General features: G+C 65.4%; 9 protein-coding genes. 2 read left to right on the forward strand and 7 right to left on the reverse strand.

Translation table 11 applies throughout. The features are described 5' to 3' along the window. From treZ to H1B27_RS32990, 5 genes are read right to left on the reverse strand one after another with little or no spacing between them, the layout of a single operon-like run. Nucleotides 1-1749, reverse strand: a complete 1749-nt coding sequence (gene treZ / locus H1B27_RS32970) for a malto-oligosyltrehalose trehalohydrolase (RefSeq protein WP_197968906.1) — start codon at nucleotides 1747-1749, stop codon at nucleotides 1-3. After that, entirely contained in the window at nucleotides 1746-3824 is a 2079-nt protein-coding gene (glgX, locus tag H1B27_RS32975) for a glycogen debranching protein GlgX (RefSeq protein ID WP_061877076.1), read from the reverse strand. Before glgX ends, treZ begins: the two co-directional genes overlap by 4 nt. 3 nt (nucleotides 3825-3827) lie before the next feature. Further along, on the reverse strand, nucleotides 3828-5966 hold the full coding sequence (gene glgB, locus H1B27_RS32980) for a 1,4-alpha-glucan branching protein GlgB (RefSeq protein ID WP_061877075.1): 2139 nt from the start codon (nucleotides 5964-5966) through the stop codon (nucleotides 3828-3830). After that, nucleotides 5959-9252 (reverse strand): maltose alpha-D-glucosyltransferase, encoded by a 3294-nt coding sequence (treS, locus tag H1B27_RS32985; protein WP_197968907.1) that lies wholly within the window; start codon nucleotides 9250-9252, stop codon nucleotides 5959-5961. The genes glgB and treS overlap by 8 nt, the downstream gene beginning before the upstream one ends. Before the next feature lie 11 nt (nucleotides 9253-9263). After that, nucleotides 9264-11210, reverse strand: coding sequence for a maltotransferase domain-containing protein (locus H1B27_RS32990; protein WP_197968908.1), 1947 nt, complete (start codon nucleotides 11208-11210; stop codon nucleotides 9264-9266). A gap of 203 nt (nucleotides 11211-11413) precedes the next feature. On the opposite strand from H1B27_RS32990, the gene malQ reads away from it, so the two are divergent. Both malQ and H1B27_RS33000 read left to right on the forward strand, forming a co-directional pair. Beyond that, complete coding sequence (malQ, locus tag H1B27_RS32995; protein WP_197968909.1) at nucleotides 11414-13375, forward strand: 4-alpha-glucanotransferase; 1962 nt, start codon at nucleotides 11414-11416, stop codon at nucleotides 13373-13375. Nucleotides 13376-13406: 31 nt separating this feature from the next. Next, nucleotides 13407-15206 (forward strand): glycoside hydrolase family 15 protein, encoded by a 1800-nt coding sequence (locus H1B27_RS33000; RefSeq protein WP_197968910.1) that lies wholly within the window; start codon nucleotides 13407-13409, stop codon nucleotides 15204-15206. 165 nt (nucleotides 15207-15371) lie between these two features. Here H1B27_RS33000 and H1B27_RS33005 read toward each other — a convergent pair whose 3' ends face one another. Beyond that, nucleotides 15372-16184: an HAD family hydrolase gene (locus tag H1B27_RS33005; RefSeq protein ID WP_197968911.1), complete on the reverse strand. Its 813-nt coding sequence runs from the start codon at nucleotides 16182-16184 to the stop codon at nucleotides 15372-15374. Further along, nucleotides 16181-16687: a gluconokinase gene (locus H1B27_RS33010; RefSeq protein ID WP_061877069.1), complete on the reverse strand. Its 507-nt coding sequence runs from the start codon at nucleotides 16685-16687 to the stop codon at nucleotides 16181-16183. The genes H1B27_RS33005 and H1B27_RS33010 overlap by 4 nt, the downstream gene beginning before the upstream one ends. Nucleotides 16688-16690: the final 3 nt, after the last annotated feature.

The raw sequence follows: 16690 nt of genomic DNA on the forward strand, positions 1-16690 counted from the left end.
TCAACCTCCGAGACGCCAGACCACCGACCAGGGCGGGAGCCGCTCGCTGGCGCCGCCCCAGATCGGCGTGCCCGCGCTGAGGATTGAGGTGATCTCGCAATCCGACAGATTGGCGACGAGGCGCAACGTCGTGCCGTCGCCCATGCGCCAATGTGCGGTGACGAGGCCGTTGTCGGCCGCCTCGGCGTCGCCGAAGCTTGCGCCCTTGAGCCGGGGCACGATCTCCTTGCGACGCAGCGCGAGCAGGTCTTTCACCAGCGCGAGCCGCGCGTCCTGTTGCGGCGTGCGGCGGGTCCAGTCGAGCACGGCGGATTGCAGGGTTGCCGGATCGAGCGGGTCGGGCACTTCGTCGCCGTATTTCTCGTAAGCCCAGGCATATTCCTGCTTGCGACCCTTGCGCACGGCCTCGGCGAGTCCGCCGTGGAAATCGCAGAAGAACGGGAAGGGGACTGTCGAGCCCCATTCCTCACCCTGAAACAACATCGGCACCATCGGCGCGAGCAGCGTCACCGCGAGCGCGGCCTCGATCTGCTTTGGCGATGCCAGGCTTTCCAGCCGCTCGCCCAGCGGGCGGTTGCCGATCTGGTCGTGGTTCTGCAGGAAATTGACGAAGGCCGCCGGCGGCAGCTGGCCGCTCGGCTCGCCGCGCGGCTTCTTGCCCCAGAATTCCGAGATCTCGCCCTGATAGACGAAGCCCGAGGCGAGCGCGCGGGCGAGGTCCATGCGCGGCGTCTGGTAGTCGGCGTAGTAACCGGCGAGCTCGCCGGTCAGCATCACATGCCAGACGTGATGATAGTCGTCGTTCCACTGGCCGCGATACTTGCCGTTCGGCGGGTCCTGCGCGGCGTCGAGCAGGCTGGCGCGATTGTCGCCGTTCTCCAGTACGAGATGGATGTGGCGTCCCGTGGCCTTGGCGAGCTCGCCGGCGGCGACGCTGAGGTCTTGCAGCATGGACTGCTCGCCCGGGACAGCCATGATGTGGTTGGCGGCATCCAGCCTGAGGCCGTCGAAGCGGTAGTCGCCGAGCCAGGACAGCGCGTTCTCGACGGCGAAGGCTCGCGCCTGTGGCACGCGATAATCGATCGCGCTGCCCCACGGCGTGTGCGCGTCGGTGAAGAAGGTCGGTGCGTAGCGGCCGAGGTAGTTTCCTTCCGGGCCGAAATGATTGTAGACCACGTCGAGAAACACCATCAGCCCGCGCAGATGCGCCTCGTCGATCAGCGTCTTCAGGTCTTCGGGCCGGCCATAGGCGCTGTCGGGAGCATACCACAGCACGCCGTCATAGCCCCAGCCGCGGCGGCCCGCGAAATCGGCCAGCGGCATCAATTCGAGCGTGGTGATGCCGGTCGCCGCGAGATGATCGAGCTTGTCGATCATGGCGCGGTAGGTGCCTTCCTGTGTGAAGGTGCCGACATGAGTCTCGATCAGCACCGTCTCTTCCCAGGGACGGCCGCGCCATTCGCGCGCGCGCCATACGAAGGCGTCGTGATCGATCACCTCGCTCGGGCCGAATACGTCCTCGGGCTGGAAGGCCGAAGCTGGATCCGGCACGTCGATCTCGTCGTCGATCCTGAACTTGTAGGGACTGCCGGCCGAGAGGCCGGCAATCTCGGCGACGTACCAGCCATCCTGCCGGCGCTGCATCGCGTGCCCGCGGTCGAGCAGGAGGTCGACGCGGCGCGCGGCGGGCGCCCATAGTCGGAACGACACGCCGTCCTTCGTCGGCCTCGCCCCGAAGGATGGTCTCATAGCGCCCCCGCGAAGGCGAGCACGGAACGCGGCGGCGCCTTGCTGTCGCTCCCGGGCAGAAAGTCGATCGTATTCAGCTTGGCATCGGTCGTGTTCAGGAGCTGCTGCCAGCTCTTGTATTCGGTCATCTTGGGCAATTTGAATGCGATCTCTTCGGGAGCGGCGTTCAGTACGATAAAGATCGCGGCCCCGCCCGGTTCCATCGGGCCCATCACATAGGAGAGAAACCGCCCATCCGGGAATGTCCAGTCGCTCTCCGTCATCTCGTCGCCGGCGGGCGTCAGCCACAATGCGCCGTAGGAGACGCCGTCCTTGGGACGGCCGTCGAGCCAGCGATGGCTGCGCAGTTGCGAGAAACGGCGGCGGATGTCGGCGAGCTGGGCGACGAAGTCGATCATGTCGTCGCCGTCCTTGCCGAGGTTGTCCCAGCCGACCCAGCCAACCTCGTTGTCCTGGCAATAGGCGTTGTTGTTGCCGGACTGCGAGTTGCCGACCTCGTCGCCGGCGAGGATCAGCGGAACGCCTTGCGCCAGCATCAGGCAGGCCAGCACGTTCTTGCGCAGCTGCCGGCGCAGGCTGATGATATCAGGATCGTCGGTCGGCCCCTCGACGCCGCAATTGTTGCTGTGATTGTCGTTGGAGCCGTCGCGATTGTCCTCGCCGTTGGCCTCGTTGTGCTTCTCGTTGTAGCTGAAGAGGTCGGCGAGCGTGAAGCCGTCGTGCACGGTGATGTGGTTGATGCTGGCGCGCGGCCTCCGTCCGTCGTGATTGAACAGGTCGGACGAGGCGGTCATGCGGCTGGAAATGTCGCCGATCAGGCTGCCTTCGCCGCTCCAGTAGCGGCGCATGGCGCTGCGATAGCGGTCGTTCCACTCCGACCATTGCGAGGGGAAGGCGCCGACCTGGTAGCCGCCGAGGCCGAGGTCCCATGGCTCGGCGACGAGCTTGACGGTCGCCAGCACCGGATCCTGCCGGACCGCGGTCAGGAACGAGCTGCCGCGATCGAAGCCGTTCGGCCCGCGCGCCAGCGTGGTGGCGAGGTCGAAGCGGAAGCCGTCGACGTGGCAGACCTCGACCCAGTAGCGCAAGGAATCCATCACCATCTGCAGCACGCGCGGATGGGTGAGGTTCACCGACGAGCCGCAGCCGGTGAAGTCGTCGTAATAGCGCGGGTTCTCGCGGTTCAGCCAGTAGTAGGAAGCGTTGTCGATGCCGCGATAGCACAGCGTCGGGCCGAGATGGTTGCCCTCGGCGGTGTGGTTGTAGACGACGTCGAGCATCACCTCGATGCCGGCATCGTGCAGCCGCGCCACCGTGGTGCGGAAGGAATCCAGTGCATTGTCCTGGGCGTAGCGAGGCTCGGGCGCGAAGAAGGACAGCGTATTGTAGCCCCAGTAGTTGGCGAGCTTTTTCTCCACGAGGATGCGGTCGTCGACGAAGCTGTGGATCGGCAGCAGCTCGACCGTGGTGACGCCGAGCCTCTTCAGGTGCTCGATCATCGCCGGCGAGGACAGGCCGCCATAGGTGCCGCGCAGATTCGGCGGCACGTCGTCGCGCTTCTGCGTCAGGCCCTTGACGTGGGCCTCGTAGATGATGGTGTCCTCCCAGGGGATGTTGGGGCGGATCTCGCGGCGGCCCCAGTTGAAGGTCTCGTCGACCACAACGGCCTTCGGCATGCCCCGCGCATTGTCGCGCCGGTCGAAGGACAGGTCCTCGCGCGGGCTCCCGGTGCGGTAGGCAAAATGCGCATCGCTCCAGACCAGCCGTCCGGCAAGCCGCTTGGCATAGGGGTCGAGCACCAGCTTGTTGGCGTTGAAGCGGTGACCGTGCTCGGGCTCGTACGGGCCGTGCACGCGGTAGCCGTAGAGCTGGCCGGGGGAGACGTCGTTGAGATAACCGTGCCAGACATCCTCGGTCTTCTCTGGCAATTCGACGCGCTCGAGCTCGCGGCGGCCTTGTGCGTCGAACAGGCAGAGCTCGACCTTCTGCGCGTTGGCGGAGAACAGCGCGAAATTGGTGCCGCGTCCGTCCCAGCTTGCGCCGAGGCGTGCGGGCGATCCAGCAGTCAGGCGCATCAGTCAGCTTTCCGGAACGAGGAAGATCGCAGCGAGCGGCGGAATGGTGAGGCGGAGCTCGCCGTCCTCGGCATGAACTTCGCCGATATTCCCGACATTGCTGCCGCCATAATGGGCGGAATCCGAGTTGAGCACTTCCTTCCACTTGCCGCCAAGGGGCACGGGAACGCGATAGTTCTGGTAGACGTTCGGCGAGAAGTTGACGATCACCAGGCACCGCGCGTGCTCGTCGAATCCCTTGCGCAGCCACGCGAACACGTTACGGTTGGCGTCATCGGTGACCAGCCATTCGAAGCCGGCCTGGTCGCAATCCATCTGGTGCAGCGCCGGCACCGCGCGATAGAGCCGGTTGAGGTCGCGGATCAGCGCCTGGACGCCGGAATGGTATTTGTATTCGAGCAGGTGCCAGTCGAGCGACTGGTCGTGATTCCATTCGCGGCTCTGCGCGATCTCGGCACCCATGAACAGCAGCTTCTTGCCGGGATGGCCGAACATGAAGCTGTAATAGGCGCGCAAATTGGCGAAGCGCTGCCACTCGTCGCCGGGCATGCGGCCGAGGATGGAGCGCTTGCCGTGCACGACCTCGTCATGCGACAGAGGCAGGATGAAGTTTTCGGAGAAGGCGTAGTGCAGGCCGAACAGGATCTCGCCGTGATGGTGCTTGCGGTAGATCGGATCCTTGCTGATGTAGCTCAGCGTGTCGTGCATCCACCCCATGTTCCACTTGTAGCCGAAGCCGAGCCCGCCGAATTCGACCGGGCGCGAGACTTGCGGCCAGGCGGTGGACTCCTCGGCGGCCGTGGTCGCCTGCGGGAAGCGGGCGAACACTTCCGTGTTGAAGCGGCGCAGGAAGTCGATCGCCTCGATGTTCTCGCGGCCGCCATACTGGTTCGGAATCCACGCGCCGGGCGGGCGGCTGTAGTCGAGATAGAGCATGGACGCGACCGCATCGACGCGCAGGCCGTCGATCGCATAGCGCTCCAGCCAGAACAGCGCATTCGACACCAGGAAGTTCGTCACTTCGGTGCGGCCGTAATTGTAGATCAGCGTGCCCCAGTCGAGGTGGCGCCCCTGCAGCGGGTTGGCGTGCTCGTAGAGCGAGGTGCCGTCGAAATGGCCGAGCCCGTGCGGATCGTCGGGGAAATGACCGGGCACCCAGTCGAGCAGCACGCCGATGCCTTCGCGGTGGCAGGCATCGACCAGTGTCGCAAACTCGTCGGGTGTGCCAAAGCGGCTGGTCGGCGCATAGAGTCCGGTCGGCTGGTAGCCCCACGATCCGTCGAAGGGATGCTCGCTCACGGGAAGGAATTCGAGATGGGTGAAGCCCATGTCGCGGGCGTAGGCCGGCAGCTGCTCGGCCAGCTCGCGATAGGTCAGCCATTCATTATCGTTCTTGCGCCGCCACGAGCCGAGATGGACCTCGTAGATCGACATCGGCGCCGATAGTGAATTGATGCCGTCGGGCGCCGGCCGCGGCCGCGGCAGGTGCGCTTCGTCGAACACGATGGACGCCGTCTTCGGCCGCACCTCGCTCGCGAATGCCAGCGGATCGGATTTCAGCGGAATCAGATGACCATGCGGGCCGATGATCTCGAACTTGTAGTGATCGCCGGTCTTCGCATGGGGGATGAACAGCTCCCAATAGCCGCTGCCGCGCACCCGCATCGGATGACGCCGACCGTCCCAGAAGTTGAAGTCGCCGACCACGGACACGCGGCGCGCATTCGGCGCCAGCACCACGAAGCCGATGCCGTCGACGCCATCGAGCTGCATCGGGTGCGCGCCGAGCTTGTCGTAGAGGCGCTGATGGGTGCCTTCGCCGAGCAGGTAGAGATCAAAATCGGTCAGGATCGGCGGAAAACGGTAGGCGTCCTCGAACTCGACGACGTCGTTGCCGAACTTTGCGCGGAGCTGGTAGTGCTTCGAGCCATTGGGCAGGGCGCCGATGAACAGGCCGGAATCGTGGACGCGGTCGAGCGGGGCGACCTCGCCATGTTCGCCGACCGCCTCCACGTTGACGGCCTCGGGTAGAAACGCGCGCACCACGCTTCGACCACCCTCGGGATGCAGTCCGAGATAGTGGAAGGGATCGGAATGGCGGCCCTCGATGATCGCATAGGCCTCGGCAGGCAGTTTAGGCATGGGCTTCGCTCTCGGCACTGGACAGAATGCGAAGCAGTCCGGTCAGCGGCGCATGCAGCCCCTCAGGCCGGTGGGACAGCTCGTACTCTACTTCGTTGAATGCGTGATCAAGCAGGAAGAACCTCAACAGGCCGTCCGCGGCTTGCCGATCTTCCGGCCATACCCGCCGATCGGTCATGGTTTCGTGGTAGGCCGACAAGAAGGTTGCGGTCGCGCGCTCGCGCCATTCGTCGAGCGCCGCCGTGAGCCGGCCCTGCTCGTCGGAAGCGCCCTTGAGCGCGCGATTGAGAGCCGTGTCAATCGATACGTCAATCGAGTGGATCAGGCCCGCGACGTCGCGCGCCGCCGGCGCCTTGCGCCGCTTGTCGGCCAGCGGCACACGCGGATCGCCGTCGAAGTCGATGATGAAGATATCGTCCTTCACGATCAGAGTTTGCCCCAGGCGGAAGTCGCCATGATGACGGATGTTCAACCCGCCGATCCCGGAAGGCAATAGCGCATTCAGTCGGTCGGACAGGCTCGCACGGGCCTCCGCGAGCTGATCGATCAGCGGGCGGTCCGCCTCCCGCAGGCCGTCGCGGCTCTCGGCGAGCCGGTCCAGAACCCGTTCCGCGCGTGCTTTGAGGTCGGATACCAAGCGCCTGATGTATGCGGAGCCGATCGGCTCCGGAGCGAGATCGTCCGGCTTTGCCGCGGCGAGAGCGACATGCAGCTCGCCGAGCCGGCGGCCGATCTGCGCGACGAAGTGCAGGTAAGGCGCCTGCCCCTGGGTCTCGCGGAGCTTCTCGCCCGCCGGCAACACACGCTGCTCGTCGATATAGCGATCGAGATAGCCCGTGGTCACGGTCCAGCCGTCGCCCTGGTTCTCGACATAGGCGTGCAGCACGCCGAGCGCGCTACGCCGGTCGCCCTCGACCAACTCGACGCTGCCGAGCAGCGCCGGCGTATTGGCGAAGCGCGCGACCTCCGTGAGATAGTGGCCGATCTCGATCTCGGGGCTGATGCCGCTTTCGAGCTGGCGATAGATCTTGGCGACGTACTGATTGTCGACCAGCGCGGTGCTGTTCGACTGCTCGATCGCGCGGATGCGTTCGGGCTCCTTGATGGTGTAGTCGGCGAAACGGCTGGTGGGCTTGAACTCCAGCCGCAGATTGTTCTCTTCGACCACCAGGTGCTGCGACAGATTGCGCAGGAACAGGCCGATGAAGATCTGGTCGGTCGCGACGTCGAGCAGCGTGCCCTCGCGTGCGCCCTGGCGCACGGCAGCGAGGGCCCTGGGGTTGAACCGCTCGCGGTCGAAGCGCACCCATTCGATCTGCAGCGGCAGCACGTAGCGCGCGGCTGCGTCCCCTTGCCTGGTCTCGAAGAACGCGATCCAGGGCCTGTTGTCGCCAATGTCGCAGAACGGCACCGCCGAGGTCAGCGCGGTCCTGATCTGCTTGGGATTGTGCTCGGGATACCACCGCGTCCGTGACAAGAAGCCCGGCAACACGTCGCGCTCGAATATGCCGCGCTCGCGAGCGAGAGAGACCCAGTTCGAATTCACCGGCACGACCAGCGTTTCGAACTCCGGCACCGCGCGCGGCGTCACCGGCTCGGACTTGTCGCGTTCCAGCAGCTGGAACCAGTAGAAGCCGTAGGGCCCGAGCGTGATCATGTAGGGCAGCTCGCCGATCGCGGGAAAGCGGGTGCGGCCGAGCATCTCCTGCGGGATGCGGTCCTTCCACGGTGACAGGTCGAGCTCGGTCGCCTGCGCGGCGCGCGAGAGATTGGCGACGCAGAGGATCACCTCGTCGCGGTATTGCCGGACATAGGCGAGCACGGCGCGGTTGGCCGGGCGGATGAAGGTCATGCTGCCGCGGCCGAAGGCGAGCGTCGACTTGCGCACCGAGATCAGCCGTTTGGTGGCGCTGAGCAGCGAGGACAGGCTGCGCGACTGCGCCTCCACGTTTACGGATTCATAGCCGTAGACGGGATCCATGATCAGCGGCGCGTAGAGGCGGGCCGGGTCGCAGCGCGAGAAGCCGCCGTTGCGGTCCGGGCTCCACTGCATCGGCGTGCGCACGCCGTTGCGGTCGCCGAGATAGATGTTGTCGCCCATCCCGATCTCGTCGCCGTAATAGATGATCGGCGTGCCCGGGAACGACAGCAGCAGCGAGTTCATCAGTTCGATCTTGCGGCGGTCGTTGTCCATCAGCGGCGCAAGGCGCCGGCGGATGCCGACATTGATGCGCGCGCGCGGATCGTTGGCGTAGGTGGTCCAGAGATAGTCGCGCTCGACGTCGGTGACCATCTCCAGCGTCAGCTCGTCATGGTTGCGCAGAAACAGCGCCCATTGGCAGGTCGCGGGAATATCCGGCGTCTGGCGCAGGATGTCGGTGATCGGGAAGCGGTCCTCCTGCGCGATCGCCATGTAGATGCGCGGCATCAGCGGGAAATGGTAGGCCATGTGGCATTCGTCGCCGCGGCCGAAATATTCCTGCACGTCCTCCGGCCATTGATTGGCCTCGGCGAGCAGCAGCTTGCCCTTGGCGTAGGCGTCGAGCTCCTGGCGCAGCCGCTTGATGATGGTGTGCGTCTCGGGCAGGTTCTCGTTCGAGGTGCCCTCGCGCTCGCAGAGATAGGGAATGGCATCTAACCGGAAGCCGTCGACACCGGCGTCCAGCCAGCGCTTCATGACCTGGATGATGGCGCTGACCACGCGCGGATTGTCGAAATTGAGGTCCGGCTGGTGCGAGAAGAAGCGGTGCCAGTAGAACGCGCCGGCCTCGGGATCCCAGGTCCAGTTCGATTTCTCCGTGTCGGTGAAGATGATGCGCGTGCCCTGGTATTTCTGGTCGGTGTCGCTCCAGACATACCAGTTGCGGGCGCTGGAGCCGGGATGGCTGCGCCGCGCGCGCTTGAACCATTTGTGCTGGTCCGAGGTGTGGTTGACGACGAGCTCGGTGATGACGCGCAGGCCGCGCTTCTGCGCCTCCTGGATGAAGCGCTTGAAATCCTTCATCGTCCCGAAATCGGGATTGACCGAGCCGTAATCGGCGATGTCGTAGCCGTCGTCGCGGCCGGGCGAGGGATAGAACGGCAGCAGCCACAGCGCGGTGACGCCGAGCTCCTGCAGATAGGGCAGCTTCTCGGTCAGTCCGGCGAAGTCGCCGATGCCGTCATTGTTGCTGTCGGCGAAGGCCTTGACGTGGAGCTGGTAGATGATGGCGTCCTTGTACCACAGCTCATCCACGATCTCCGCAGCCTCAGCCTTCTTGGTGTCGACGGAAGACAGAACATTCATGGCGTGAACCCTTACGCCAGGCAGCGGAACAGGAGCGCCGGGTCGCGGTCGGGATCGATACGCAACCTGATCCCGCCCCATTCGATGCGGGACCGTTCGCCGGTGAGAAGGTCTTCGAGTTCCGTCACATGGTGGCGCCGTCCACCGGCGTCAATGGTGACGTCGCCGAGCGGCAGCCAGAACTCGCGCACCCGGCGTGACAGCGCGATCACGATGACGACGGTGTTGGCCGGATCAGCCGCCTCCTTCGCGAAGGCGATCGTCTCGCCATCCTCGATGCCGAGGAAGCGCAGATTGGCCGTCTGCTGCAGCGCCGCGTTCTCGTTGCGGACGCGATTGAGCCCGGCAATGTAGGATTTGATGTTGCCGGGCTTGTCCCAGTCGCGCTGCCTGATCTGGTACTTCTCGGAATCGAGATATTCCTCGCGGCCGGGGACCGCTTCATGCTCCAGCAGCTCCAAGCCGCTGTAGATGCCGTAATTGCCCGAGAGCGTCGCCGCCAGCGCGACGCGCGACTTGAATGCCCAGGCCTCTCCGCTCTGGAGGTGGTAGGGCAACAGGTCAGGCGTGTTGACGAACATGTGCGGACGATAAAAATCGCGTTCGGGATGGCGCGTCAGCTCGCCGAGATATTGCTCCAGCTCCCACTTTTCCGTGCGCCAGGGGAAATAGGTGAACGATTGTGCAAAGCCGAGCTTGGCGAGGCCTTTCATGAGTTTTGGCCGTGCATAGGTCTTGGAGAACAGGATCACCTCGGGGTGACGGTGGCGGATGTCGCGGATCAGCCACTCCCAGAATGCAAGCGGCGCGGTGTCGTGATTGTCGATGGCGAAGATGGTGACGCCATGGTCGATCCAGAACAGCATGGCATCGCGAAACGCGTTCCACAGGCCGGCCCGATCCACCGAGCCGAAATCGGGGATGACGATGTCGGAATAGGGGCCGTCGGCCGTCCGGACCGAGCGGTCCGGCCGCCATTTGAACCATTCCGGATGCTGCGTCAGCCAGGGATGGTCCGGCGAGCACTGCACGGCGAAGTCGAGCGCCAGCTCGAGGCGGTATTCGAGGCAGGTCGCAACCAGTGCACGGAAATCCTCGATCGTGCCGAGCTCGGGATGCAGGGCATCGTGGCCGCCCTCGGCCGAGCCGATCGCATAGGGCGAGCCGGGATCGCCGTCACGCGCCACCGGCGCGTTGTTGCGGCCCTTGCGGCTTGTGTGGCCGATGGGATGGATCGGCGTGAAGTAGAGCACGTCAAAGCCCATGGCGGCGATATCAGGCACGCGCGCGATGCAGTCACGCAGCGTGCCATGCCGGCCCGGCAATGCGCTCTGGCTACGCGGCATCATCTGATACCAGGCGCCAAAGCGCGCCTTGTCGCGGTCTATGGTCAGCGGGAAGAGCTGCGAGCGCGTCAGGTCGGGCCGGGACTGGCTTTCGGCCATGGCTTCTCCGAGCTCGGTTGCGAGCAGCGAAGCGACGTCACCGTTCCTTAAGTAGTCCTCGCACTGCCTGATGATGATCGCCGCTGCGTCCTGTCGCGCGCCATGCGCCTTGGTCAAAAGGCCGGCGCCCTCGATCGCATCGAGGCTGACATCGGCTCCTGTGCGCCGCTTGCGCGCGACCGCGTGAGACCATGTGGCGAACTCATCGGTCCAGGCTTCGATCGCGTAGACATATTGGCCGGGCTCAACGGGTGTGAACGCACCGGACCAGCGGTCATTGCCGTGATGGGTCATCGGTTCGCTCCGCCATTCGCGCTCCTGCTCGCGGCGCCAGATCAGGGCGGCGGCGATCACGGCGTCGCCGCCACGATAGATGTCGGCCCAGACCTGGATCGGCTCGCCCGCGATCCGCTTCACCGCGAAGCGGCCGCCGTCGATCGAGGGATAGACATCCTCGACCAGGAAAGCGCTGCCGGCTGCGGCACTTTCGACAGTTTGAATTGTCTTGTTCACGGTGATGCCATTGACAAGAAAGCAGGAGCCCGTTTCCCTTGCCGGGAACCGACGCTTGGTACCATTATAGAAGCCGCTTGTGTGTCATTGGTTCCTTGGGGAACGGCAAGCGCAGTTTGCGAGTTACCCCTGACTAACCTCTTCCGCGACCTCGTTAAAATCGATGCCCTTGGCCAAACAATGGCCTGCAAGCTGCGTGCCGAATGGATCTTTTAGCTCAAGCCCGGATCAAGGGCGTTCAGTCCGAATTCGTTGACGCCCTCGGCAAGCTGCGGGTCACCGCGCCGGAGGCGCTCGAATCCATCCTCGACGCCCTGCCGGAGAGGCGGGTCTACCGCTTCGTCAGCGGTCCGGTCGTGGTCCGCGCATTGGGGCATCCGCGCACGGAATTGGCGGCCATCGGTGCGCCGCCGCTGCAATGGAAAATCCACGGCAACGGCAATGTGATCGCCCAGGGCGAGACACGCGAGCCCGTCATCGCCTGGCCTGCCGGCCTGCCGCTCGGATATCACAGATTGACACTGACCGATGCCGAAGGCGTGACGGAAGAGGTGCCGATGATCGTGGCGCCCGAGCGCGCCTTCGGCGGCGATTTCGACCGCGGCTGGCTGCTCGCCGTCCAGCTCTACAGCGTCCGTTCGGACCGCAACTGGGGCATCGGTGACTTCACCGACCTCGCAGGCCTGGTCCGGCTTGCCAAGCAGCTCGGGGCCGACGGCGTCGGGCTCAATCCGCTGCATGTCCTGTTCGACGACCACCCGGCCGATTGCAGCCCCTATTCGCCGAACAGCCGGCTTTTTCTCAACCCGCTCTATATCGACGTCGAGGCGATTCCCGAATTCTCGGCCGACCTCGTGCCCGACGCGGCCGCAACGGCCGCCCGCCTGCGCGAAGGTGATCGCGTCCCTTATGCCGACATGGCGTCGTTGAAATGGCTGGGTCTTCGCGCCGCCTTTGACAGCTTCGTGACAAGCGCGAGCGCGGCGCGCCGCAAGGCGTTTGACGGCTTCCGGGCCGCCCGCGCGCCGCTGCTGTCCCGCTTTGCCTGCTTCGAGGTGCTGCGCCATCGCTTCGCCGCCCCCTGGTGGGAATGGCCGTCGGAATGGCAGCAGCCGGATCAGGCGAAATGCGCCGAGCTGCGCAATGGCCCGGCCAAGCGCGAGGTCGAGTTCGTCGAATTCGTGCAATGGACCGCCGACAGCCAGCTGCATGCCGCCAAGGAGCTCGCCAGCCGGCTCGGCATGCGGGTCGGGCTCTATCTCGACGTCGCCGTCGGCGTGCAGTCCAACGGCTTCGATGCCTGGAACGAGCAGACGGCGATTTCCCGCCATCTCGCCGTCGGCGCGCCGCCCGACGTGCTCAACACCATCGGACAGGACTGGGGTCTCGCCGGCTTCAACGCCGGGGGGCTCGAGGCGCAGTCGTTCGTGCCGTTCGCGGACATGCTCGCGGCGTCGATGCGCCATGCCGGCGCCATCCGGCTCGATCACGTGCTCGGCCTGAAACGGCTTTATCTGGTGCCGCGCGGCTTCAAGCCCGACAACGGCGCCTATGTGCAGATGCCGTTCGAGGCGCTGCTGGCGGCCGTGGCGCGCGAGAGCGCGGCCCATCGATGCATCGTGATCGGCGAGGACCTCGGCACCGTGCCTGAAGGTTTTCGCGAGATGATGCAGGATTTCGGCATCTGGTCCTATCTCGTCATGATGTTCGAGCGCGACGATGCCGGCCATTTCCGCAATGCCGACCACTACAGGCCCAATGCGCTGGTCACGCTGAACACGCATGACCTATCGACCTATGCCGGCTGGCGCTCCTTCAGCGACCTCAGGATGAAGCGCTCGCTTGGGCTCGATCCCGGCGAGAACGACCAGGCGCGCTGGGATGCGCTCGGCAGGCTCGACGAGATCCTGCGCCAGAACGGGATTCGAGCGAACGACCTCTATTCGGTGCTCGCCTTCCTGTCGCGCACGCCGTCCCGGCTGCTCGCGGTGTCGATGGAAGACCTGCTGGGCGTGATCGACCAGCCCAACATTCCCGGCACGATCGACGAGCACCCGAACTGGCGCCAGCGCCTTCCTGTTGCGCTCGACAAGATCGCGTCCAGGATCGATCTCGCGGCCTTGAAGGCCGCGACGCGGGAACGTTCATTGCCCGGCGGGAGTTGACCGGTCGGGGATTTGCAGGGTTTGCACGACATTGTCTCAGAGGATCGAGGACTATGCGCTGATCGGCGATTGCGAGACCGCGGCGCTGGTCGGGCGCAACGGCTCGATCGACTGGCTGTGCTGGCCTGCCTTCGATTCCGACGCCTGCTTTGCCGCCATCCTCGGCACGCCCAAGAACGGGCGCTGGCTGATCGCGCCGAGCGAGACCGCGACCCGCATCTCGCGGCGCTATCTCGGCAATACCCTCATTCTCGAAACGCGTTTTGAGACGAAGAGCGGCACCGTCGCGCTGATCGACTTCATGCCGCCGCGCGGCAAGGCGTCGGACATCGTGCGGCTGGTCCGCGGCATCCGTGGCACCGTGAAGATGCGGATGGAGCTCGTCATCCGCTTCGGCTTCGGCGTGGACATTCCCTGGGTGCGACGGATCGACCATTCCTTGATGGCCATCGCCGGCCAGGACATGACGGTGTTGCGCACGCCGATCGAGACCCGCGGCGAGGACCTGACCACCGTCTCCGACTTCGAGGTGAAGGAAGGCGAGACCGTGCCTTTCGTGCTGACCTACGGCCCCTCGCATCTCGAGCCGCCTGCGCCGATCGATCCGGAACTGGCGCTTCAGGAGACCGAGAAGTTCTGGCAGGACTGGTGCAGCCATTGCACCCGCGACGGCGAATACCAGGATCTCGTCCTGCGCTCGCTGATCACGCTGAAGGCGCTGACCTTCGCGCCGACCGGCGGCATCGTCGCGGCGCCCACCACCTCACTGCCGGAAAAGCTCGGAGGCAGCAGGAACTGGGACTACCGTTTCTGCTGGCTGCGCGATGCGACCTTCACGCTGCTGGCGCTGATGAACTCGGGCTACACCGAGGAAGCCTTGGCCTGGCACAACTGGCTGCTGCGCGCGGCCGCCGGTTCGCCGGCGAACATGCAGATCATGTACGGCATCTGGGGACAGCGGCGGCTCTTGGAATGGGAGGCGGGCTGGCTCGGCGGCTACGAGGGTGCCCAGCCGGTGCGGGTCGGCAACGCCGCGCATGCGCAGCTCCAGCTCGACGTCTATGGCGAGTTGATCGATGCCTTTCACCAGTCGCGCATGGCCAAGCTCCAGCTCGACGACGAGACCTGGGCGCTGGAATGCGCCGTGCTCAATCATCTGGCCGAGGTATGGGACCGGCCCGATCACGGCATCTGGGAGCGGCGCGGACAGCCCAAGCACTACGTCTTCTCCAAGGTGATGACCTGGGTCGCATTCGATCGCGGCATCAAGAGCGCCGAGACCTTCGGCTTCAAGGCGCCGCTCCTGCACTGGCGCACCTTGCGCGATGCGATTCATCGCGACGTCTGCAACCGGGGCTTCGATGCGGAGGAGAACGCCTTCGTCGAATCCTACGGCTCGAAGCTGCTCGATGCCAGCGTGCTGCTGCTGCCCGCCGTCGGCTTCCTGCCGCCCTCCGATCCGCGCATCCGCGGCACCATCGCTTCCGTCGAGAAATGCCTGATGCGCGACGGTTTCGTGCTGCGGCACGATCCGCGCGAGCTGCCGGCGGACCAGCCGCCGCTCGAAGGCGCGTTCCTGGCCTGCAGCCTGTGGCTGGCCGACGCCTATGTGCTGTCAGGCGATCTCGACAAGGCGCAAGCCTTGCTCGATCGCGTGGCCGGGATTGCCAACGACATCGGCCTGCTGGCCGAGGAATATGATTCAGTCACACGGCGCCAGACCGGCAATTTCCCGCAGGCGCTGACCCACATCGCGCTGATCAACACGGCGCAAAATCTGTCGGCGGCAAGGCAGGAGAGCGAGAAGGCGGCGGTGCAGCGATCGAAGTAAGCTGGGCGCTCCGAGGGAGGTGCGCTCCCTCTCCCGCCTGCGGGAGAGGGTTGGGGTGAGGGCTCTCTCCGCTGGCGAGAGCCCCCGAGAGGCGAGAACCCTCACCCGCCGCTACGCGGCGACCTCTCCCGCAAGCGGGAGAGGTTGAACGAGCGCGCAGCAAGCTCAGCCAACCCCATTCCACTTCAGGATCATCTCCATCGCCTCGGCAAAACCGTCCTGCTCGTTGCTCGCGGTGACGTGGGTGGCCTGGTCCTTGACGTTGTCGGCGGCGTTGCCCATCGCGATCGAGGTGCCGCTGACGCGGAACATTGCGAGGTCGTTCTGCATGTCGCCGATGGTGGCGACCGCGCCGGTCGCAATGCCCAGGCGCTTGGCCATCGCCTCGACGAAGGTGCCCTTGTCGAAGCCAGGCGGGGTGACGTCGAGATAGTAGGTCTGCGAGCGCACCGCGGTGGCTTCGCTGCCGAGCGCCTCCTGCATCGCCTTCTCGCAAGCCGCGAGCCCCGCGGCATCGGCACTGGCGCCGACGATCTTGCAGGCGCTCGAGAGATAGGGCGAGAAATCGGACACGATGGTGGGGTCGGCGCGGATCGTGTGCTGCTCGTGGGCGACGTAGCTGCCGCTGGGATTGTCGATCAGCCATTTGTCGGTGGTGAAGAGCCAGATGTCGGCGCCGAACTCGCGGAGGATCTGCAAGGACCGCTCGGCCGCGCGCGCGGGGATCAGGTGCTGCTCGACCGGCCTCATCTCGGGATCGACGATCGAGGAGCCGTTGAACGGGCTGACCGGCAGCCACAGCGCCAGCGGCTCGATCAGGAAGCGCATGCCGATCGCGGGGCGGCTGGAGGTGATGGTGAAGCCGATGCCGGCCTGGTGCAGCCGCTGCACCGCGCCTCTCGCGCGCTCGGTCAGCGTCTTGTCCTTGGTCAGCAGCGTGCCGTCGACATCGGAGACCACGAGTGAGATTTGCGTCATGGCAGGACCTTGGGTACCGCGCCGCCCAGCTTCAATTGGCGCACCACGCCGTCCACGATCGCTTCGACGGATTCGTCGATCGAGACGGTGACGACGTGCTCGCTGGCCTCGGGCGGCTCCAGCGTGTTGAATTGGCTCGCGAGCAGCTCCGGCGGCATGAAGTGCCCCTTGCGATGCGCCAGCCGTTCGGCGATCAGCTCCTTCGTGCCCTTCAGGAAGACGAAGCGGACGTCGTCGCGACCGCGTAGCAGCACGTCGCGATAGGTGTGCTTCAGCGCCGAGCAGGCGATGATGACGTGCTCGCCGCGTCCGCACACGCGCGCGATCTCGTCGGCGATGGCATTGAGCCAGGGCCAGCGGTCTTCGTCGGTGAGCGGATGGCCGGCCCGCATCTTCTCGACATTGCTGGCGGGATGGAAGCTGTCGCCGTCCTCGAAACGCCAGCCGAGCCGCTCGCCGAGCGCCTTCGCAACCGTGCTCTTGCCCGAACCCGACACGCCCATCAC

It is taken from the genome of Bradyrhizobium diversitatis (assembly GCF_016031635.1).
GTDB classification, from domain to species: Bacteria; Pseudomonadota; Alphaproteobacteria; order Rhizobiales; family Xanthobacteraceae; genus Bradyrhizobium; species Bradyrhizobium diversitatis.

Coding starts and splice junctions, on each gene's coding strand:
- glgB (WP_061877075.1), bottom strand. CDS start 5,966: ATGCCTAAACTGCCTGCCGAGGCCTATGCGATCATCGAGGGCCGCCAT.
- treZ (WP_197968906.1), bottom strand. CDS start 1,749: ATGAGACCATCCTTCGGGGCGAGGCCGACGAAGGACGGCGTGTCGTTC.
- treS (WP_197968907.1), bottom strand. CDS start 9,252: ATGAATGTTCTGTCTTCCGTCGACACCAAGAAGGCTGAGGCTGCGGAG.
- malQ (WP_197968909.1), top strand. CDS start 11,414: ATGGATCTTTTAGCTCAAGCCCGGATCAAGGGCGTTCAGTCCGAATTC.
- H1B27_RS33005 (WP_197968911.1), bottom strand. CDS start 16,184: ATGACGCAAATCTCACTCGTGGTCTCCGATGTCGACGGCACGCTGCTG.
- glgX (WP_061877076.1), bottom strand. CDS start 3,824: ATGCGCCTGACTGCTGGATCGCCCGCACGCCTCGGCGCAAGCTGGGAC.
- H1B27_RS33010 (WP_061877069.1), bottom strand. CDS start 16,687: ATGGGCGTGTCGGGTTCGGGCAAGAGCACGGTTGCGAAGGCGCTCGGC.